We start from the raw sequence: 19,735 nt of genomic DNA, 5'->3' as shown, positions 1-19,735 counted from the left end.
CAACCTCCTGCACCACGTTACACTAAAGGCGTGTTGGCGAAATATGCCTTTTTGGTATCTTCTAGCAGCATTGGTGCTGTGACAGATTTGGACTTATTTTAATTAAGCTCACGTCGTAGACATCTCCGAAAAAGAATGTAGAGACGTAGCAGTGCTACGTCTTTTTGATATCTAGTAATTTTTACCTAAATTTTATGAGTTTTTGTAAAAATCTTGAAAAAGTTTCAGGAAATTTACAGAGCAGATATGATGTCAATAGAGAAATCACGGAAATATAGTTGACTGTTAACTGCTTGAAACCGAAAAGGGTACAAAATGAGTTTTGAATCTAACGTCAAATTGATGATCGCTCATTCTAATCCAGACTTAGATGCAGAGGAGCAAGAACGGGAAACGCGAAATCTCCTCCGAGAAATTAAGGACTTAGATGTAGAGAGTGCTGAACTCGTAGCAGTTACAGAAATACCGGAAGGAGCCAGGTCTGTTGGCGGTTTTCTAGTGGGGGTGTTGCAGACAGAGGTGAGTCTTGCCAATTTTAAGAAATTGCTGGGATATTTGGGCGATCGCTTAGGTAACAAAACTATTGAGTTGGAAGTTGAGGCTAACGGTAAAAAACTTAAGGTAAAAGCTAGCAGTCAGCAAGAGTTAACCGCCGCCATTGAACAAGCTCAAAAGTTCATCGCAGGAAACTAAAAAATCCCAGCAGTAAGGAAGAGTAGCGAGATGGCAAAAGTAGCCCTGCTAATAGGAGTCAGTGAATATGAGCCTGGTCTTACCCCATTGCCAGCAGCGACAAAAGATGTGGAGGCGATGCAGCGAGTTTTGCTAAACCCACAGATAGGCGGTTTTGATGACGTAACACTGTTAATAAATCCTCAACGACAAGCAATGGAGGAAGCCATTGAAACCTTATTTGCTGGTCGCCAAAAAGATGACCTCTTGCTGTTATTTTTCTCTGGTCATGGCATTAAAGATGAGAGCGGTAAGCTTTATTTTGCAGCTCGCAACACCCGCAAGAATTCACATGGGAAACTTGTTGAGACAACTACAGTAGCAGCTAGCTCTGTACATAAGTTCATGAGCGATAGTCGCTCTAGGCGTGAGGTAGTTATTCTTGATTGTTGCTTTAGTGGGGCGTTTGCTGAGGGTATGTTAGCAAGAGATGATGGTTTTGTGGATGTTAGGAACCAATTGGGTGGAGAAGGGCGAGCTGTCCTGACATCTAGTACCTCAACCCAATATTCTTTTGAACAGCAAGGGGCGGATACTTCAACTTACACCCGTTACATAGTTGAGGGACTAGAGACTGGTGTAGCAGACCGAGATCAAGATGGCTTGATCTCTGTTGATGAATTGCATGATTATGCTACGAGAAAGGTACAAGAAGCTTCTCCGGCTATGAGACCGGAGATATATGCCGTTAGAGAAGGCTTTAAAATTAAGCTTGCCAAAGCACCCACCGATGAGCCAAAGATCAAAGAACGCAAATATCGAGAAGAAGTTGAGTTTTGCTTAAAAAGCGGTAATGGTGAGATTTCTTTGGCTGGTCGCGCTACATTAAATGAGTTAAGACAAAGTCTGAGATTAACACCTGAAGAAGCTGGTAATATTGAGACTCAAGTTTTAGAACCTATAGAAGTCTACAAACAGAAATTGCAGCGATATGAACAGACATTACGCAATGAGATAGAACGTAAATTTCCTCTCACCGATAATACTCGCGCTTTATTGCAACGTCTTCAGCAAGTTTTAGGGCTTAGAGATGAAGATATAACGTTAGTTGAAGCTCCTATACTTGCCGAACAAACAGATAGAGTAATTGAGCAAACTGTAATTACTACAAGTAAAAATAGCGATTTTCTTCGCTACATAGGAGCCTGTATTATTGGTGTAGTTATCGGCGGTGCTATAATATACGCTTTACTTAGAGAAGAATCTCAACCTATACCAAACTCTTGTGCTAACAAAGAGCAGTATAGCTTGGGTAACAGAATTAGCTTGGGCGAAGAAATTTTAGTCAAACAAGATACGAACCGTGATAAAGAAGATGGAGTTAAAGCATTAGCCAACGATGATTGTAAAGCTGCTATTGATAAGTTCAATTCATATCGAAGAACTAATCTCAGGGACCCAGAAGCATTGATTTACTTGAACAATGCTAAGGCTCGGCTGAAGGGAGACAAGCTTAAAATTGCTGTAAGTGTACCTATTGGTGGTACAGATGCAAATCCAGATGTAGCAAAAGAGATGCTACGGGGTGTCGCTCAAGCTCAAGATGAGGTAAACAACAGTAGCGATGGTATTAATCACAAAGCTTTGGAGGTGGTAATCGCTAATGATGATAATGAGAAAAGCCCAGCCCAAAATATTGCTAAACAATTCGTCAAAGATCAAAGCATTCTATCTGTAGTGGGTCACAACGCGAGCGAAGCTGCCCTAGCCGCAGCACAAGAATATGCAGCACAAGAGTATAAAGAAAGAAGGTTAGTGATGATTTCTCCTACTAGTTTTGACCAACGTTTATCTGGTCTTAGCAAGTATGTATTCCGTACTGTTAGTACTAATAATTTAGCAAAAAGACTTACTAATTATATCATCAATACTGCTGGGAAAACCAATATTGTTATTTGTGTTGATGCTGATTCTCTTGATAATAGTGGTTTCGCAGACCAGTTTATCAAAGCGACAGAAGAAGCTAAATACAAAATTAATCCTACTCTTTGCAACCTTGCTGACTCCATTGATCCTAAGGCAATAATTTCTCAGGCTCTTAGCAGCAAAGCAGATGGTTTGTTATTAGCTCCTTCTATAAAAAGAATTAATAAAGCTCTAGAAGTGGCACGAGCTAATAGAGGACAGTTGCCGCTATTTGGTAGTCCAACACTCTACACCCAACAAACCATAGGAGGAGAAGGGAAGGCTGATGTCAACGGTTTGGTACTTGCTGCACCTTGGCATCCTCAAGCAATTCCCAGTAATCCTTTTGCACAAAAGGCTCAGACACTTTGGGGCGGGCCTGTGAATTGGCGAACGGCAACAACCTATGATGCAACTCTGGCGATTATCGCAGGTTTGCGGCAAAGTAATACCCGTGAAGAACTGCAAAAGACGTTGCACAATTTAAGTTACCCTATTGATGGTGCAACAGGAAAGTTTCAGTTTTCAAAATCAGGCGATCGCAAAAATAATCTTACCTGCTTAATCAAAGTTCAACAAAAACCCCGCACTGACACTTATGAGTTTGTGCCAATTCAACCTGAATTTTGCAGATTTACCCAATAGCGATCACAGTTATTTATTGTGATATTTTAAAATAGCGATCATATTTTTATAAATTATTCTTCACCCAATCTCGAAAATTACGCATAGCTTGACTTTTCCCAATTGTTAAACATTGCTGAATATATTGATTGGATTAATTCAACAACTGGAATATCAGGAAAATTAGGACTAAATTTAGATTTTATATATTTTCCTTCTTTTAACAAGGAAATTTATAAACCTTGTTGTGTATGTTACCAAAGTTCAGGAACTCCGAAAATTTCATAATTCTCAAATCGAATGCGAGAGATAATGTCCCCTCTTCCGGTATGGAATCGATTGCGATCGTCCCGGAATTCTACCACTGATGGAGACATTGTTCCAAGTAGTGTTTAAGTACAATTAAGTGGACTTGGGCTATTAGGCTTGCACTTAAACTGGGAGGCAGGCTAGTTGGCTGATCGAGAATGCTGTAAGATTTCCGGTAAAATCAAGTTCTGAGGACTGTGGATTTGGGAGAAATTTGGGGTGCCTACACTTGGTGTTAACATTGACCACATCGCCACCATTCGGCAAGCGCGGCGGACGGTGGAACCAGACCCCGTAGCGGCGGCGGTGCTGGCAGAATTAGCCGGTGCAGATGGAATTACGGTGCATCTGCGCGAAGATCGGCGGCATATCCAAGATCGGGATGTGCTACTGTTGCGGCAAACAGTGCGATCGCATCTGAATTTAGAAATGGCCGCTACAGATGAAATGCTAGCGATCGCTCTCGATATCAAACCAGATTACGTGACTTTAGTCCCGGAAAAACGAGAAGAAGTTACAACAGAAGGCGGACTAAATATCGTCGGGCAACTTGCTAGAATAGGTGAGATAGTTGATAAATTGCAAAGCGCTAACATTCCAGTTAGTTTATTTATCGATGCAGAATCAGCACAAATTGAAGCATCTGTCAAGCTACAGGCGCGGTTTATTGAATTGCACACTGGACAATATGCTGAGGCTAAGGATGAAACAAATCGCCAGCGAGAATTAGCCATATTAGCTAAAGGGTGTGAACAAGCGATTCAAGCTGGATTACGAGTCAACGCTGGTCATGGACTCACCTACTGGAACGTTTATCCGGTGGCTGCGCTTCCAGATATGGAAGAACTCAACATTGGTCATACCATTATCAGTCGGGCAGCATTAGTAGGTATGGAAAGGGCAGTCCGTGAGATGAAACAAGCTATCCGAGGAAATGGGGCATAGGGCATTGGCAGAGGGGAAACACTTACTACAATTTCCCCTCTGCCTGCTCCCCTATAACCTGGCTTAAAAGAGGGGTTGTCACTGCGAAATCTAGAAATTGGGATCAAATCTTCAGCAAAAACTTCTATGAGCGCAACACAGTCTAACAACCTGCCGCTTTGGGTACAGGATAGAGATAAGGTGATAGCAGAAAGCACTGATGTCAAGTGGCGCTATCAGACACCGCCTGATTATTCCCGTTCAAACGAGAATCTCGCCCAAGAAAGTAACTACAATCACCTTGAAGGTACACTGGAAGCGATCGTGCAAAACTTAGTACGAACCTTCGAGATGGAGGTATCCTTCAAAGCTAACCCGCAACAGTGGCTGTCTATTGTGAATGACAAGTTTCGTGTAAGTACCAATGGTGGAGTAGAGTACACAGCAGCAGATGTATCAGCCCAAGGTACTTACAATTTGTTTATGGCTGATTCAGAAGATTACAAGGCTTCAGAAGAAACCTTTGAATCATCCGGAAAACTCTTCCACACAACATTTCCTCAAGGATTTCCTTGGGAAGTGGTGGAAGTCTTCTCAGGCCCACCAAATGTGACATTTAAGTGGCGGCATTGGGGACATTTTAACGGAGAATACAAAGACCATGCACCGACTGGAGAGACAATAGAAATTATCGGCATGAGCATTGCAAAAGTTAGCGATGACTTGAAGATTGTTTCCTTAGAACACTACTTTGACAATAGTCTGTTCTTGGAAAAGCTAACATCTGGTGGCAAACAAACAAATGCTGAAAACCAGCGAAGTGCTTGTCCGTTCAGTTCTTGGTTCAAGAAATTCCAAAAAAGTTAGTTTGTAAGGGTACAGTGCTACACTCTGTACCCTTAAATTATTTACATAGTAACTAAAGGATGAAAATGCAAACATACTATTACGTTTTGGCCAGTCAACGCTTTCTTCTCCAAGAAGAACCGATACACGAAGTTATCAAAGAGCGCACCCGTCATTACCACGAACAAGAAAAACAAATAGATTTTTGGTTGGTTCAGCAACCAGCTTTCTTAGAAACACCGCAGTTTACAGAGCTAAAGGCGAAATGTCCCCAACCAGCAGTAGCAATTATTTCCACTAATCCCCAGTTTATTACTTGGTTAAAACTGCGTTTAGAGTACGTCATTACTGGAGAATTTCAGGCTCCTTCTGAAACAATATCCGATGCCTTGGCATCACTTGCTACTGTTTCCTAATCTGGGCATTAGGGAGCCAGTGCGTTGCGGTGAGTCCAGCGCTCTCTGGCGGGTTTCCCGCCGAAGGCGACTGGCTTTCTCGTTGGGAGGTTCCCGACGCTCATTGCGCGGCATCGTCTGCTTTTGGTAGAGTTGCGTCTTTAAACAAAAGAAGCAACTGGCGTCATTGGGCATTGGGTATGGAATAGATACAAGGGAGAAGGGGAAGTAAATTCTCCTTTATCCCCCTCGTCCCCCTGATCTCCCACTCCCTATTTTATTTGCACATAACAAAATATATTTTTTTACACTCTTTTCATTCCCATACTGAAGTAACTGGGTTTTCAACTTTTTTCTTATAAAATCTTCTAGGACACCTTGATTTACATAATCTAACTTTTGTGCATAGATTTCAGACTTTACCAAGTGTTTTAAGATTAGCGATGTCTACGACGAGCTTCGCTTACGCAGGATTGATTGGTTGCATGAGTTCTGTCTTTGCTCAACAAGCCATTCCCCTTTGTCAACCACCAAATGCGGGTGAGTATCTTTTATTAGTAGTCAGTCCCACAGCAAATAATCAAAAGCAGTTACGTAGTGCCTTACCACCTCAACTGAAGACCATTACTTGCAAATATCTCAACGAAACTGTGACGCGAGTAGGGGGCTTTAACAAAATTGACGATGCCAATCGTTGGGCGAGATATGTCAGCAATATTGTTGGCTTGTCTGCCATAATTACCACTCGACCAACAACGCCAAATGTTCAGGCACAGCAACAGCCACCTCAGCAAACAGTTAACTATAATCCTCAAGCCTTAGGAGAGGGTTATGCAGTGCTGGTAGATTATTACAACCGTCCAGAACTAGTAAATAGTGTGCAGCAAGTAGTGAGAGGTAACGTGGGTTTTGTTTCTTATGGACAACGCCCTTACTTGTTGGCAGTTTATACCACTAACCAAACTGAAGCATACAACACATTGCAAAAGCTGAACAATGGCGGTTTTGTTGCAAGTATAGTAGATAGTCGTAAGGTGATTCTGCTGCGCTCAACTGTGCGGTTGTAGTGATATTAAGTTTGGGGTGCGGCTCTTTTAAGAAGATGTAGTCAAGCAACCAACGCTATTAGTAGTAGAACAACGAGCTTGAGTCACATCTTTGAGCAAAGGAATGCCACCTTGATGTAAAGCCAGATGATGACGTTGACGTTCTTGCAGTAAATGAAAGCGCCAATGTTCATTCCAATCACCACTAACATGGAGAGAACGAAGACGTAAAACAGCTTCAGCACCTTCAAGACTCCATCGAGCGCCAGTAATGTCCATTCTGTCTTTAATTAAGTAACGAATTGCACCCTCAATCACGCCAGTAGTGGGAACATCCTTATTTGGCAGAAATAAAAGAATCCATGTTATTCGCGATAAATACTCGCGAATAATATAGGAATTCAATCTTTTGGTTCCTCTTTTTGCTCAGACCCAGAACTAATGTCTAACAGGCAATCATCAAGGGTATGAATTATTTTCTGTATCTCATTCCAAATAGAACGTCTGAAAACAGACATGACTACATTAATATGTTCTGCCGTCCCAGCTTTGCCTAAATTTGCATTTACTTAGTACAGCATTTCATTGATTCGTAGCGAACTAAATTTTGCAATACCTTGCAATGCCAATGCATCCCGATACAATGTTAATGTGTCCCTCTGCAATGCCAATGCATCCCCATACAATGTTAATGCGTTCCCTTACAATGCCAATGCATCGCGATACAATGCTAATGTATCCCCCTGCAATGCCTATGCATCCCCCTGCATTAAAAACGCTACGCTTTTATGCAAAACTGTACTTAGTTTTGATCATATCGCGCATTGAAAGTACGGCTGATGCATTTGTAACTTGTAGTACCAATATTTGTTTTAACCATTCTTTCTGACTGCCATAATTTTCTCAGTTATGAGCAGTATCCGTATAGTCTCTTTAATTCGCAATGATAACTCGCAAATATTTTTTCCTTTGTTTCATCTTCTTGCCAAATAGGGATAAGCAGCCAAAGTGATACAATCAAGCCAACAACATCCTACGGAGTAAGATGGATGCCGATAAATACAGTTCTCCGCAACCACTATAAAATCGTAGGGCTTTTAGGAAGCGGTGGGTTCGGTGATACCTATTTAGCTGAAGATTTAGATTTGCCCAATAAGCCCAGATGTGTTGTCAAACACTTAAAACCGAAAACCTCTGATACAGCAGTTTTACCAATCGCTAGACGATTATTTGAAACAGAGGCAGAAGTTTTATACCGCTTAGGTAACCTGAGCAAGCAAATACCCAAATTATTCGCTCATTTTGAAGAAAATGGGGAATTTTATCTAGTACAAGAATTTGTGGATGGACGTAACTTGTCTACAGAGATAATTCCTGACCAGCCGTGGGGTGAAGCTCAGGTAGTTCAACTGTTGCAGGAAATTCTTGAAGTTTTAGTAGTGGTACATCAGCAGAATATTATCCACCGAGATATCAAGCCACAAAACTTGATGCGCCGGCGAAATGATGGCAAGATTATGCTGATTGACTTTGGAGCAGTTAAAGAAATTAAAGGTTTGGTACAAAACACTCAAGGTCAAGTGACTTCGACTATTATCATTGGCTCCAATGGTTATATGCCTAATGAACAAGCTAGTTCTAAACCAAGGTTTTCTAGCGATATCTTTGCAGTAGGGATTGTTGCTATTCAAGCTTTGACAGGTAGAATACCTCAAGAATTCTCAGAAGATGCAAATGGGGAAATTATCTGGCGTCATTGGACAAATGTCAGCGATCGCCTAGCTGATATCTTAACAAAAATGGTGCGTTACAACTTTAGCCAACGCTACCAGTCAGCAGCAGAGGCGTTACAAGCACTGGAGTCCTCAACATTTTTGACTCGCATCGTAGATCAAACTTATTCAATTTCTCCTGTAAAACCAAAATTAACAGACAGGTGGATATTTGGATTTAATCGGACAGTTTTAGCTGGAACTGTAATTGCAGCAGGAGTAGTGGCGATGCTTACATTATCTTATTTTCCCAAACAGCAATCTCCCCAAATAACAGAAAAAACTGATTTTCCCAAACAGCAATCTCCCCAAATAACAGAAAAAACTGATTTTCCCAAACAGCAATCTCCCCAAATAACAGAAAAAACTGAACAATTTATTTCACTACCTTGCAGTTCGGAACTAACTTCACTTCCTTCAACTAGAAAACCTGATATAAAGTTTGCAGATGGTACTGAATATTATGGGGCTAAAGATAAAAAAAACAAACTATTTGGTAAGGGAGTAATGATATTTAAAAATGGTAGTCGATACGATGGAGAATTCAACAAGAATCAGCGCAATGGTTGTGGCATATTTTTATATTCTCCAAGCACCAGTTTTTATAAAGATTATGTAGGTCAATTTGTCAACGATAAATTTGAGGGGCTAGGAAAAATTAGATGGAAAGATGGTAATGAGTATCGAGGCAATTTTAAAGCTGGGAGATGTCAAGGCCAAGGAATATTTGAATTCGCAGATGGCTCTTTTAAGAGTGGAATTTGGCAGAATGGAAAATTGCCAGGAAGCAATTTATCATGTAATATATAAAAATTTTTCATGTATTATGTGTAATATGACTTAAGAATGATAAATATTAATATTGAATGTAAATCCGCTTGATTAACGAAAAATGAAACACAAGTTATCTAAAAAATTGAAATTCATTGTTTCTACTGCTTGGTTACTTTTATTCGCCAGCTTTGGTATAGTTATTCTGCCACAGGTAACTCTAGCACAGCAGGAACCTGCCCCAACTCCACAGGAACCTGCCCCAACTCCACAGGAACCTGCCCCAACTCCACAGGAACCTGCCCCAACTCCACAGGAACCTGCCCCAACTCCACAGCAAACTGCCCCAACTCAACAGGAACCTGCCCCAACTCCACAGCAAACTGCCCCAACTCAACAGGAAATTGCCCCAACTCCACAGGAACCTGCCACAACTCCACAGGAACCTGCCCCAACTCCACAGGAACCTGCCCCAACTCCACAGGAACCTGCCACTGAACCGCAAACCCCCGTAAAACCAGACCAACGTTCAAATCCTAATTCAAATCCAGGTACAAGACCAAGACCAAGACAAGAAGCCCCAACTCCAACACAAGACTCAGGTGGAAGAAGAAGACAAAAACCAAAAGCCCCAACTCCAACACAAGACTCAGGCTCAACTCCAAACTCCCAACCAGCACCTTCATCTCCTGTAAGAGCACGAGGATAGAACTTTTTTGATTTGCGATATTTAGTAATTTGGAAATTCAGAATTCAGAATTCAGACTTTAAGCTAGTTGATATCTGAGTTCTGAATTCTTACTGGTGATTAAAAGTAATTATAATATTAATAATTAATGCAACAGAAAATGATTTGTAGTATGTATTTTTGTAGAACTTTCAAGTTTAGTTTGACAACAATAGCAGCACTGATCTCGCTTCAATCATACGCCACTGCTCAGGTTACTAATAGTCAACCAAACTTTTCTCAAGTTTCTCCTCAAGTTGAATCAAACCCTCTACCATTACAGTCAAATATTCCAAATTACTCTGAGCGAAAGCGCCGATTATTACTCAAACTCCAGCATCCCATACAGCCAATAATTCCCAACATTTCTGAGCAAGAAATTCATTTGCTACTTAAACTTAATGAACGAAAACTTTACGTTTATCGGGGTGACAGTTTGCAAGCCAGCTACCCAGTAGCTATTGGTAAACCTGGATGGGAAACACCTACAGGCAAATTTAAAATTCTTCACATGGTGCAAAACCCAGCTTGGGAAAACCCTTTCGTTCCTAATAGAGAAATTGTTCCTCCAAAAAGCTCAAATAATCCTCTAGGAGAACGTTGGATTGGATTTTGGACAGATGGAAAGGATGAAATTGGATTTCATGGTACTCCGAGTGTAAAATCTGTTGGGCAAGCAGTTTCTCATGGTTGCGTTCGGATGTATAATAAGGATGTACGTAAACTTTATGAATTGGTGAAAATCGGAACACCTGTACTAGTGACTAAATGACACAAAACAATGAGCTAATAAATTGATTTTCAAATTTTTAAACTTAATTTGGTTTATTATAGGTAACATTATAAAAATGATAGATTTTATCAGGCATCAGCTGACATAAAGTGCAAACTAAATCATATAGTTTAAAAACTTTGCATTTTGTGTCACCTACGTTAAATCTGCCGCAATTTAGACAGTCTGCGAGTACAATATCAGCGTTCGCGTTTGTAGGTCTTAATTTTTAAGCATTGCTGCTGGCATTTAAATAAAATTAAGTTTGCTGGAATATTGATATATAACTATCAGGGTGGTAATTTGTCAACTGACCGAATTTTGAATTTAAAATACAAAATTTAAAAAGGTTTTAAGTGAACGTATTTATTTGTGGAACAAATTCAAAATCCTTAAGTTATTAAATTTATTCATCAGGTGAATCTAAAATTCAAAATCGTTCGACTGAGCGTAGCCGAAGTCCGAAATCGGTTGACAAATTACCAGTTACCAATCACAAATAGCTGCTCAAACAAAGATTCGTTGACCGAGCTTAATAAGCAGACCTAGCTAACCAATAGATGGTTATACCCAAAGCCGACCCAGCTATTACCTGAACAGGTGTATGTCCGAGTAATTCCTTCAGACGGTCTTGGCTAAAGTCTGGTTTTTCATCAAATAGTTCATCAATCATTTGATTAAGGATGCGAGCTTGTTTACCAGCCGCTTGGCGAACTCCGGCTGCATCATACATGACGATGATGGCAAAAATCGTAGCAACGGCAAAATCAGGAGATGCCCAACCAAGTGTTTGCCCTACACCAGCAGCTAGAGCTGTAACTAAAGCTGAATGGGCACTGGGCATACCTCCGGTTGTCACCAAAACACGCACATTCAGTTTGCGATGTTTAATGATCTCGATTACGAGCTTTAATGCTTGAGCAATTAAACAAGCTACCAGAGCAACCAGCAGCACCCGGTTGTCTAAAATGTTGCCTATGTCCTGCATGGTATTTTGGTTAGGTTAGTAAATATTAACAGCAGTTGTTGGTTGAGGAAACATTTAGATTCAACCTAAAATCCGAAATTAATCTAGTACATCACGGCGGAAACAGACCAATTATTCAAAATAGCTTAAAAGCTTATTTGATAAGCTTTTTGAATTTTGAATTCCGCTGGGCACTAGTACACCATAGTGTAAATAAAACACTGATTCCAAATCAATGAAACGCTTGCGGTAAAGGAATTCCGTTAGCGTAAGCGTAGTATTAACAAGTTTTGCCTACGGCACGCCAAAGGCAATAGCGCAGTGTAAAGCCTGCGGCATGGCAACTCTTAGAGACGCTCTTGCGTTCGCTTAGAGCGAGTCAAACGTTACGCACAGTCGCTATCGAGCATCATCAGCATCATTCCAAATTCCGCAAAGCGGTACTAGTTATTGCGGCTGGTAATAAAATGAGCGATCGCTTGGAGTGACTTGGCTCTCTCTCCAAATGGTTCTAATTCTGCACAAGCTGCTTTAACTAGCTCTTGGGCTTTTGAGCGCGATTCCTCAAGTCCCCAAATACTGGGATAGGTCACTTTCTTCGCTTTTTGGTCTTTACCAGCTGTTTTGCCTAATTGCTCTTGAGTAGCAGTGATATCCAGAATATCATCTATGATTTGGAATGCTAGCCCAATATTTTGAGCATAACGGGTCAATCGCTGCACATCTTCAGGTGATGCCTCAGTTATGATCCCGCCACAAACTACGCAAGCTTCCAAAAGGGCGGCTGTTTTGTGTTTATGAATGAAATTTAGGGTTTCTAGGGAAATATCTGATTTACCTTCCGACTCTAAATCGACGACTTGACCGCCGACCAAACCACCTGCCCCCAGCGCCCGACCAAGACGGGCAATTACCTGCAAGACTAGCTCTCTCTTAACGCTTTGGGGGGTTTGCATGGCAACAAACTCAAAAGCGAGAGCCAACAAGCCATCCCCAGCCAAAATCGCCACATCTTCGCCATAGACTTTATGATTTGTCAGCTTCCCACGACGGTAATCGTCATTATCCATCGCCGGCAGGTCGTCATGAATCAACGACATTGTGTGGATCATCTCCACAGCACAAGCCGTTGGCATGGCCATTTCGATGGTTCCACCCATCATTTCACAGGTAGCAAGGCAAAGAATGGGACGTACACGCTTGCCTCCAGCTAATAACGAGTAGCGCATCGCCTCATAAATCTTTTCTGGATAAATGATGGGGATAGCCTGATCCAAAGCATTATCACAAAGCTTTTGTCGCTCTTTTAGATAAGCTGCTAAGTTAAACGTCGCTTCCTCTGGTGGTGTCTTTTGAACGTTATCAGTTGCTACCATTCTTAAATTCCTGACATTTTGGGATTTTTGTCTTATACGTCACAATTTTAAGGTGCTGTGGCGCTGAAAAAATGAAGAATTAGAAATTAAGAGTTAGGAATTAAGAGTTAGGAGTTACCAATAAGAATTCTTAACTTTTAACTCATTACTCATCACTCATCACTCATCACTTTCTTCTCTTACCGCCCTAGAATAGCTGGCAAATGTATTTTGCAACAATATGGCTACAGTCATAGGGCCAACACCACCAGGAACAGGGGTAATAAATCCTGCTACACCAGAGGTTGATTCAAAGTGGACATCGCCAATTAAGCGACTGTTGCCACTAGCATCGGTGACGCGATTCATCCCCACATCTACCACAACAGCGCCCGGTTTCACCATATCAGCAGTGATCAGTCCGGGACGACCTACTGCTGCAATTAGAATATCAGCATTTTGGGTGATGGTTTTGAGGTCATGCGATCGCGAGTGAGCGATCGTGACTGTGGCATCAGCTTCTAGTAGCATCAGCGCCATCGGCTTACCCACCAAAATACTGCGTCCTACCACTACTGCCTGTTTTCCTTGCAAAGGAATCTCATATTCTTGTAAAAGGCGCATAACACCTGCTGGAGTGCAGCTGCGTAAACCGCTTTCTCCCCGGACTAGTCGCCCCAAGTTAACTGGGTGTAGTCCATCAGCATCTTTATCGGGATCAATTTGATGTAGCAGAGTTACAGCATCCAAGTGGTTAGGTAAGGGCAGCTGCACAAGAATGCCATCAACCCGTTCATCGTGGTTTAGTGCAGCTATTACCTCTTCTAACTCTCCAAGGGTAGTTTGGGCGGGAAAATGCTTACCAAAAGAGGCCATACCAACTTTAGCGCAGGCTTTTTCTTTATTACGTACATAAGCCGCTGACGCTGGATTATCGCCAACCATCAGCACTGCTAAACCAGGCGGTCGGACAATTTTTGCTTGTAATTGTCTAATGCCAACAGAAAGTTCTTGCTGAATTTTTGTAGCTATTGCTTTACCATCAAGGAGTTTGGCAGTTTTTGTTTCCATGAGAATTCTCAGCTATATTGCCTTTTGTCAAAACTCAGCCGCTTCTGGTCTAGGCGGAGTCAACAGTCCAAAATCCAGAGTGAAAATATTGAGTTTTTACTCTTGACTTTTGACTATTATTATGTTCCTGTTTGATGTCGTAGCGTTTTTCTCACAGTAAATCCATAATCTTTATTTTCTCAGATCAACGACGTTATCTGAAGAATAAAGAATTAAGGATGAAATTCAGAACATTTTTTTGCTCAGTTGAGAGGATGTTTCTGAAACCGCAGAGAATAGTATAAATGGGAACTGACCTGATGAAACTAGCGACAAAGCAAGCAGTGAAGCAAAAATTTGCTCAATCGGTGGCTTTCATGCAACAAAGGAGAAATTTGTCCCTTTCATTCTTGTATGGGCAGAGTATTATTTCTTACCGCCTAGGGTTGATTTTTTTATTGGTGGTGGGACTTTGTAGTTGTGGTAGTTTAACCTCGTCTGGGTTGAATGGGACTAATTTTAAAATTGGTAGCAATGTCACCCCAATTCGACAGATTAAAGCAGAACAAGACAATCAGGCTACAGTTTACATCCAAGGTCAGGTGGAAAAGCAAGCTCCTCTGATCAAGCAGTGGGCTTATCAAATTAATGATTCGACTGGCAAAATTTGGGTTATTACCAATCAAAAGAATCTGGTCAAGGGAGCACAAGTGGTGATTAAGGGTAAAGTTCGCTACCGAAGTATCCCCTTGGCTGGTAAAGAATTGGGGGAAGTTTATCTAGAAGAAGAGTAATCAGCAATTAAAAATTAAAAATCAACATATGAATAATCAGCCGATACATGTGGCGATCGCAATTCTCTACCAAAAAAATAAGTTTCTCATGCAACTGCGGGACAATATTCCCGGTATTCTCTACCCTGGTTACTGGGGACTCTTTGGCGGTCATATCGAACCTGATGAAACGCCGGATCTAGCAGTGAAGCGAGAAATTTTAGAAGAAATCGGCTATAATTTACCATCCTTTGTTGAATTTGGCTGTTATTTTGACGAAAGAGTAGTCCGTCATGTCTTTCATGCACCACTTTTAGTGGAATTAAATCAACTGGTTCTGAATGAAGGCTGGGATATGGGTTTATTGACCCTAGAAGATATTAACCAAGGTAACTGTTATTCCGAAAACGCTGGCGAAGTGCGACCTTTGGGGAATGTGCATCAGCGAATTATATTGGATTTTATCGAGACAAATCAACAGACTTAATTGGGCATAGGGTATGGGTATATAAGAAAACTTTTTTCTAGTCCCCAGTCCCAATCCTCAAAAGCCAAAATAAAGTTATAACTCTTGTGGAGTCATCATTAATGCAATCAGTAAACAAACTACCGCGATGGTTAACTATAGGATTGGCATTTCCGATTATTATTCTCAACGGCTGGCTATTACTCCAGGTTGTACAGTATTTTCAACCCTTGATTAGTATTATTGCTGCCGCCATCCTACTGGCTTTTGTATTAAACTATCCAATCCAGTTTCTTCAGGAACAAGGGGTAAAACGCAACCTGGCGATCACAGGAGTATTGCTTTTGACTGTGGTGGTTTTAGTGGGTTTAGGTATCACCTTGGTTCCTCTGATTATCCAACAGCTCAACGAGCTAGCTAATATTTTGCCCAGTTGGATTGATTCTGGTACTCAGCAGCTGCAAGCTTTCCAGGATTGGGCGTTAAGTCAACAACAGCTTCCGATTAATTTAAGTGGTTTATTTACCCAAGTTCTCGACCGATTATCTAACCAACTTCAGTCCTTCACTGGGAGAATTCTCGGTTTTGCCGTCGATACCATTGGTATTGTCCTCAACGTGCTGCTGGCAGTAGTGCTGACTATTTACTTAATATTGAATGGCGAACCCCTTTGGGACGGAGTTTTTCAGTGGTTTCCCCGTAGCATTGGGTTAAAAGTGCGGGAATTACTGCGAGAGGATTTCCAAAATTACTTCATTGGTCAAGCAACATTGGGAGCTGTGTTAGGGGTGACAATTACACTGGTGTTTTTGGCGCTGCAAGTTCCCTTGGCTTTACTTTTTGGTATCGGTATTGGCTTGTTTTCTCTTTTCCCCTTTGGTACAGGAGTAGGTATCGCCATAGTAAGTTTGTTGGTGGCGTTGCAAAACTTTTGGCTAGGAGTTGAAGTCTTAGGTGTAGCTGTTGCGATCGACCAAGTTAATTCTAATTTTGTTGCACCTCGAATTCTTGGTAATTTGACTGGCTTAAATCCCGTCTGGGTGGTGATTTCTTTGTTATTGGGGGCAAAGTTGGGAGGAGTGCTGGGTTTGTTAATTGCGATCCCTATTGCCAGTTTTATCAAGGATATAACAGATAGCTGGCGGGCTGGAGAGTTTAATAAGTTAAATGATATCGTGTCAGAACCTGTAAAAGTCATTACTGAGAGAGCAGGAACTTATAGTTAAAATTCAATCTGTAAGTGAAGGAAAGTTGACAATGTTAACTATTTATAAAAATGTCTATCCTTAGCTTATTGCTTGTTTTTCCGCATCATTGCCCGGACGCTCTACTTCGATGTGAACTTGCCAAAAGGGTAATTCTTGCAAAGTTGACTCTAATCGCGAGTTCGACTCATTAGCATTTGTTATGCTACCCATAGTTAGCATACTCTCAAGGCTTGACTGCTGAGGTAATATTTCTGGTAACATCATGAATACCCGTCTCTATAATTTCAAAGTTCATCAATTGTTACAAATTTATCTTTCCCAGATTGACTACGGACTGGATTGTTATTAAAAAATAGTCTTTGATATCAAGACTGGAACTCTTGCAGTAAAATGATTTTTATACTTTAGATGCGTTTGCCCTGATGTATGCATGGGGCAATAATAGGGACTTACAGCTATTTTCAGGTAAATAGACCACGCGGTAGGGGCGCAAGGCCTTGCGCCCCTACGACAGATGTGGTTCAAATAGATAAAAACTGCTGTAAGCTAAAAGAGACTTTGCAAAACCGGGAACTGTCGCAACGACAAGCTTCAATTTTTCTTAATAAAGACAATAAAAAGTTACTTGAAAGGCATTTAGGGGAACTCTATAACTGTAGTTCCAAGATTGTGTCTTCAAAATTTATGACCAATGCACTTAACCACTCAGTAGCTACACTTAATCTTTCTTTAGAACGCGATATATTTTTACGTACATTAATCAGAGAATTATCTGGTACATTGCAGGACGTAGTTGGCTTAGAAGAAGCCTCTGGATTTATTAGCGTAGTTGGTGAAAGGATGGGTAGGCAGATTAACCAAGATTACAAATCTGCCCTGGAAGTCTCCAACCTTTCTCGTAAGCAGGTAGCTGATGTCTTGATTGATTTAAAAAGACGAATCCAGGGCGATTTTTATGTAATTGAGCAGAATGATGAAAAAATTGTCTTTGGCAATCGCGTCTGCCCATTTGCCGAAAAAGTGCTGAATCGCCCTGCCATGTGCATGATGACTTCAAACGTCTTTGGGACGATCGCAGCTAATAATCTGGGATATGCGAAAGTAGAATTGCAAGAGACCATAGCACAGGGTGCTTCTGGATGTAGAGTTATTGTTTACTTAAAACTTACAGAGGAGGTAGAAGATGCAGAAGGTCGAGAATACTTTAGAGGACTAGAATCTGTATAAACCCTTCAGCACTAAACTAACCCCAAGATAAAAACTTGAGTGCAGATATGTAAAGTAAAGTCGAACCCTGAAATCGCAACCCCTATGACTCCTGAACAATTTCTCGAATTTGCCAGAGTTTTACCAGAGCCTTTACTTCTGGTGAGTGGAGAGGGTCAGTTGTTAGCCACCAATCAACCAGTAGCAGATATACTGGGGTTACGCCGTCAAGAACTGCGGGGGAGAATGCTCTTTGAACTTGTAACCCAGTCTACTAACGATGTTGTAAAGTACCTGCAAGCCTGTTCAAGTAGCAGAGCAATGGTTATTGGCTCCTTAACTTTACGAAAGAATGATGGACAAACGTTAAGATGTCGTAGTCAAGGAGCCGTTATTCAACCTTGGTCTCCTGAATCTTCAGCTTTAATTCTTCTGCGTTTGGAAAATAGAACTTTAGCCAGCAGTAATTTCGTCCTTCTGAATCAGAAAATCGATCAGTTAGCAAAAGAGGTTCACAGACGTAAAGAAGCGGAAGAAGCACTCAAAAAAGCAAATCAAGAGCTAGAAATTCGGGTTGAGGAACGTACAACTGCTTTACAAGAAACACTAAAGGAACTACAACTTACTCAAACTCAACTTATCCAAGCTGAGAAAATGTCTAGTTTAGGACAGATGATCGCTGGTATTGCCCATGAAATTAATAACCCCGTGAGTTTTATTTATGGGAACCTTCACCACGCCTATCAATACACTCAGGATTTACTTAAATTAGTGCAAATTTATGAACAACTTTGTCCAATTACTCCCCCAGAAATCCAAGATAAAATACAAGAAATAGATTTAGATTTTCTAATTCAAGATATAACTAAACTCTTCCAGTCAATGAAAGTAGGAACAGAACGAATTAACGAAATTGTTAAATCTCTACGTAACTTTTCCAGAGTTGACGAAGCAGAACTTAAGCAAGTTAATGTCCATGAAGGAATCGATAATACTTTAATGATTTTAGAGCATCGCCTGCAAGCTAGGCATGATAAGTATCCAGAAATCAAAGTCATCAAAAAATACGGTCAACTGCCGAATGTAACTTGCTATGCTGGTCAACTCAACCAAGTATTTATGAATATTCTTGTTAATGCGATCGATGCGCTGGAGGCATCAGCAAACAATAGTCAGTGGTCAGCAGTAAATCCCCAAACAACTGACAATCAAAAACTGATAAAAAATAATCCCCAAATTCAAATTAAAACTGAGTTAATCGATGAAAAATGGATAGCAGTTAGTATTGCTGATAATGGTTTGGGGATAAATGAACAAGTTCGCTCAAAGCTATTTGATCCGTTTTTCACCACTAAAGCTGTGGGCAAAGGTACTGGACTAGGGCTATCTATAAGCTATCAGATTATAGTTGAAAAACATAAGGGAGAACTTAGGTGTTTTTCTACCCCAGGAAAGGGTGCAGAATTTGTCATGAAGATACCTGTTAGCTTAGTTTAATAAAAAATCCCCTGCATATGCCAATACGGTTCAGTTAAGGCTGAAAATCATGTAAATTAAGCATTGTTCCCAAACCTTAAAATTGAGTGTAATGTATCTCAAGGATTTCTCGTTGGTGTGTCCTGATATACAAAGTGCTGACCTACTTAAAGCAATCGAGATGGCGATTCCAGCAACGGCAATTGAACAGGCGATAAGCCTACGACATGGCTTCGCTTACCACTAATACCCAAACTCAAGAAGAGCGCAAGCGATAAGCTTAACGGCATGGCTACGCTTACCATTTTGAACGTGTAATATCAGGTTCGGTTAAACACTTATAATATCTGTAGGTTGCGTTTCGTTCCTCAACCCAACATTGACAAGAAGTAAATGTTGGGTTTTACTGGC

The 19,735-nt window shown here is 41.0% G+C and carries 19 protein-coding genes and 1 pseudogene; 15 read left to right on the top strand and 5 right to left on the bottom strand.

The genetic code is table 11. From position 1 onward, the window contains the following. Window positions 1-315: 315 nt before the first annotated feature. From V7K40_RS28045 to V7K40_RS28015, 7 genes are all read left to right on the top strand, one after another. Window positions 316-693 carry a hypothetical protein gene (locus V7K40_RS28045; protein ID WP_334965580.1) on the top strand — a complete coding sequence of 126 codons (378 nt, stop codon included), beginning with the start codon at window positions 316-318 and terminating at the stop codon, window positions 691-693. Window positions 694-723: 30 nt separating this feature from the next. Beyond that, window positions 724-3,282: an ABC transporter substrate-binding protein gene (locus V7K40_RS28040; protein ID WP_334965578.1), complete on the top strand. Its 2,559-nt coding sequence runs from the start codon at window positions 724-726 to the stop codon at window positions 3,280-3,282. Between the two features lie 507 nt (window positions 3,283-3,789). Continuing rightward, complete coding sequence (locus V7K40_RS28035) at window positions 3,790-4,515, top strand: pyridoxine 5'-phosphate synthase (RefSeq protein WP_334965576.1); 726 nt, start codon at window positions 3,790-3,792, stop codon at window positions 4,513-4,515. A 126-nt stretch (window positions 4,516-4,641) separates the two neighbouring features. Then, a complete protein-coding gene (locus tag V7K40_RS28030; protein ID WP_334965574.1) occupies window positions 4,642-5,361 on the top strand; it encodes a SnoaL-like polyketide cyclase in 720 nt (239 codons plus the stop codon). A gap of 65 nt (window positions 5,362-5,426) precedes the next feature. After that, window positions 5,427-5,756 (top strand): MgPME-cyclase complex family protein, encoded by a 330-nt coding sequence (locus V7K40_RS28025; protein ID WP_334965572.1) that lies wholly within the window; start codon window positions 5,427-5,429, stop codon window positions 5,754-5,756. Between the two features lie 29 nt (window positions 5,757-5,785). Continuing rightward, the gene (locus tag V7K40_RS28020) at window positions 5,786-5,944 is read left to right on the top strand and encodes a hypothetical protein (RefSeq protein ID WP_334965570.1); all 159 of its coding nucleotides are present in this window, start codon (window positions 5,786-5,788) and stop codon (window positions 5,942-5,944) included. Window positions 5,945-6,178: 234 nt separating this feature from the next. After that, entirely contained in the window at window positions 6,179-6,802 is a 624-nt protein-coding gene (locus tag V7K40_RS28015; protein WP_334965568.1) for a hypothetical protein, read from the top strand. Between the two features lie 27 nt (window positions 6,803-6,829). Here V7K40_RS28015 and V7K40_RS28010 read toward each other — a convergent pair. Continuing rightward, a pseudogene (locus V7K40_RS28010) lies at window positions 6,830-7,105 on the bottom strand (ISKra4 family transposase); the annotation flags it as partial. 725 nt (window positions 7,106-7,830) lie between these two features. On the opposite strand from V7K40_RS28010, the gene V7K40_RS28005 reads away from it, so the two are divergent. The 3 genes from V7K40_RS28005 to V7K40_RS27995 all read left to right on the top strand — a co-directional run bounded on the left by V7K40_RS28005 (window position 7,831) and on the right by V7K40_RS27995 (window position 10,823). Then, window positions 7,831-9,363, top strand: coding sequence for a protein kinase (locus V7K40_RS28005; protein WP_334965566.1), 1,533 nt, complete (start codon window positions 7,831-7,833; stop codon window positions 9,361-9,363). Window positions 9,364-9,445: 82 nt separating this feature from the next. Beyond that, window positions 9,446-10,033: a hypothetical protein gene (locus tag V7K40_RS28000; protein WP_334965564.1), complete on the top strand. Its 588-nt coding sequence runs from the start codon at window positions 9,446-9,448 to the stop codon at window positions 10,031-10,033. 181 nt (window positions 10,034-10,214) lie between these two features. After that, the gene (locus V7K40_RS27995) at window positions 10,215-10,823 is read left to right on the top strand and encodes a L,D-transpeptidase (RefSeq protein WP_334965562.1); all 609 of its coding nucleotides are present in this window, start codon (window positions 10,215-10,217) and stop codon (window positions 10,821-10,823) included. A 532-nt stretch (window positions 10,824-11,355) separates the two neighbouring features. On the opposite strand, the gene V7K40_RS27990 is transcribed toward V7K40_RS27995, so the two are convergent. The 3 genes from V7K40_RS27990 to folD form a co-directional block, all read right to left on the bottom strand. After that, window positions 11,356-11,811, bottom strand: coding sequence for a divergent PAP2 family protein (locus tag V7K40_RS27990; RefSeq protein WP_298919701.1), 456 nt, complete (start codon window positions 11,809-11,811; stop codon window positions 11,356-11,358). Window positions 11,812-12,233: 422 nt separating this feature from the next. Then, complete coding sequence (gene crtE / locus V7K40_RS27985; RefSeq protein ID WP_334965560.1) at window positions 12,234-13,166, bottom strand: geranylgeranyl diphosphate synthase CrtE; 933 nt, start codon at window positions 13,164-13,166, stop codon at window positions 12,234-12,236. Between the two features lie 159 nt (window positions 13,167-13,325). Continuing rightward, window positions 13,326-14,216, bottom strand: a complete 891-nt coding sequence (folD, locus tag V7K40_RS27980) for a bifunctional methylenetetrahydrofolate dehydrogenase/methenyltetrahydrofolate cyclohydrolase FolD (protein ID WP_334965558.1) — start codon at window positions 14,214-14,216, stop codon at window positions 13,326-13,328. A gap of 299 nt (window positions 14,217-14,515) precedes the next feature. Between folD and V7K40_RS27975 the strand changes: the two genes are divergently transcribed. From V7K40_RS27975 to V7K40_RS27965, 3 genes are all read left to right on the top strand, one after another. Beyond that, the gene (locus tag V7K40_RS27975; protein WP_334965556.1) at window positions 14,516-14,989 is read left to right on the top strand and encodes a hypothetical protein; all 474 of its coding nucleotides are present in this window, start codon (window positions 14,516-14,518) and stop codon (window positions 14,987-14,989) included. Window positions 14,990-15,017: 28 nt separating this feature from the next. Next, window positions 15,018-15,455 carry an NUDIX hydrolase gene (locus V7K40_RS27970; protein WP_334965554.1) on the top strand — a complete coding sequence of 146 codons (438 nt, stop codon included), beginning with the start codon at window positions 15,018-15,020 and terminating at the stop codon, window positions 15,453-15,455. Between the two features lie 101 nt (window positions 15,456-15,556). After that, the gene (locus tag V7K40_RS27965; protein ID WP_334965553.1) at window positions 15,557-16,660 is read left to right on the top strand and encodes an AI-2E family transporter; all 1,104 of its coding nucleotides are present in this window, start codon (window positions 15,557-15,559) and stop codon (window positions 16,658-16,660) included. A 60-nt stretch (window positions 16,661-16,720) separates the two neighbouring features. Here V7K40_RS27965 and V7K40_RS27960 read toward each other — a convergent pair whose 3' ends face one another. Continuing rightward, the gene (locus V7K40_RS27960; protein WP_334965551.1) at window positions 16,721-16,852 is read right to left on the bottom strand and encodes a hypothetical protein; all 132 of its coding nucleotides are present in this window, start codon (window positions 16,850-16,852) and stop codon (window positions 16,721-16,723) included. A gap of 474 nt (window positions 16,853-17,326) precedes the next feature. Here V7K40_RS27960 and V7K40_RS27955 point away from each other — a divergent pair, with 474 nt between their 5' ends. After that, a complete protein-coding gene (locus V7K40_RS27955; protein ID WP_334965549.1) occupies window positions 17,327-17,869 on the top strand; it encodes a methanogen output domain 1-containing protein in 543 nt (180 codons plus the stop codon). A gap of 84 nt (window positions 17,870-17,953) precedes the next feature. Then, complete coding sequence (locus tag V7K40_RS27950; RefSeq protein ID WP_334965547.1) at window positions 17,954-19,345, top strand: ATP-binding protein; 1,392 nt, start codon at window positions 17,954-17,956, stop codon at window positions 19,343-19,345. The last annotated feature ends 390 nt before the right edge of the window (window positions 19,346-19,735 follow it).

This window comes from Nostoc sp., assembly GCF_036917195.1.
In the GTDB taxonomy this organism is placed as follows: Bacteria; Cyanobacteriota; Cyanobacteriia; order Cyanobacteriales; family Nostocaceae; genus Nostoc.
Note: the sequence above shows the minus strand (reverse complement) of the source record. Positions and strands in the feature narration are given on the sequence as shown.

Excerpts from the sequence above, each read along its gene's own strand:
- V7K40_RS28045 (WP_334965580.1), top strand. The coding sequence starts at position 316 with ATGAGTTTTGAATCTAACGTCAAATTGATGATCGCTCATTCTAATCCA.
- V7K40_RS27955 (WP_334965549.1), top strand. The coding sequence starts at position 17,327 with ATGACCAATGCACTTAACCACTCAGTAGCTACACTTAATCTTTCTTTA.
- V7K40_RS27950 (WP_334965547.1), top strand. The coding sequence starts at position 17,954 with ATGACTCCTGAACAATTTCTCGAATTTGCCAGAGTTTTACCAGAGCCT.
- V7K40_RS28015 (WP_334965568.1), top strand. The coding sequence starts at position 6,179 with ATGTCTACGACGAGCTTCGCTTACGCAGGATTGATTGGTTGCATGAGT.
- V7K40_RS27965 (WP_334965553.1), top strand. The coding sequence starts at position 15,557 with ATGCAATCAGTAAACAAACTACCGCGATGGTTAACTATAGGATTGGCA.
- V7K40_RS27975 (WP_334965556.1), top strand. The coding sequence starts at position 14,516 with ATGAAACTAGCGACAAAGCAAGCAGTGAAGCAAAAATTTGCTCAATCG.
- V7K40_RS27970 (WP_334965554.1), top strand. The coding sequence starts at position 15,018 with ATGAATAATCAGCCGATACATGTGGCGATCGCAATTCTCTACCAAAAA.
- V7K40_RS27960 (WP_334965551.1), bottom strand. The coding sequence starts at position 16,852 with ATGGGTAGCATAACAAATGCTAATGAGTCGAACTCGCGATTAGAGTCA.
- V7K40_RS28005 (WP_334965566.1), top strand. The coding sequence starts at position 7,831 with ATGCCGATAAATACAGTTCTCCGCAACCACTATAAAATCGTAGGGCTT.
- V7K40_RS28000 (WP_334965564.1), top strand. The coding sequence starts at position 9,446 with ATGAAACACAAGTTATCTAAAAAATTGAAATTCATTGTTTCTACTGCT.
- folD (WP_334965558.1), bottom strand. The coding sequence starts at position 14,216 with ATGGAAACAAAAACTGCCAAACTCCTTGATGGTAAAGCAATAGCTACA.
- V7K40_RS28025 (WP_334965572.1), top strand. The coding sequence starts at position 5,427 with ATGCAAACATACTATTACGTTTTGGCCAGTCAACGCTTTCTTCTCCAA.
- V7K40_RS28030 (WP_334965574.1), top strand. The coding sequence starts at position 4,642 with ATGAGCGCAACACAGTCTAACAACCTGCCGCTTTGGGTACAGGATAGA.
- V7K40_RS28040 (WP_334965578.1), top strand. The coding sequence starts at position 724 with ATGGCAAAAGTAGCCCTGCTAATAGGAGTCAGTGAATATGAGCCTGGT.
- crtE (WP_334965560.1), bottom strand. The coding sequence starts at position 13,166 with ATGGTAGCAACTGATAACGTTCAAAAGACACCACCAGAGGAAGCGACG.
- V7K40_RS27990 (WP_298919701.1), bottom strand. The coding sequence starts at position 11,811 with ATGCAGGACATAGGCAACATTTTAGACAACCGGGTGCTGCTGGTTGCT.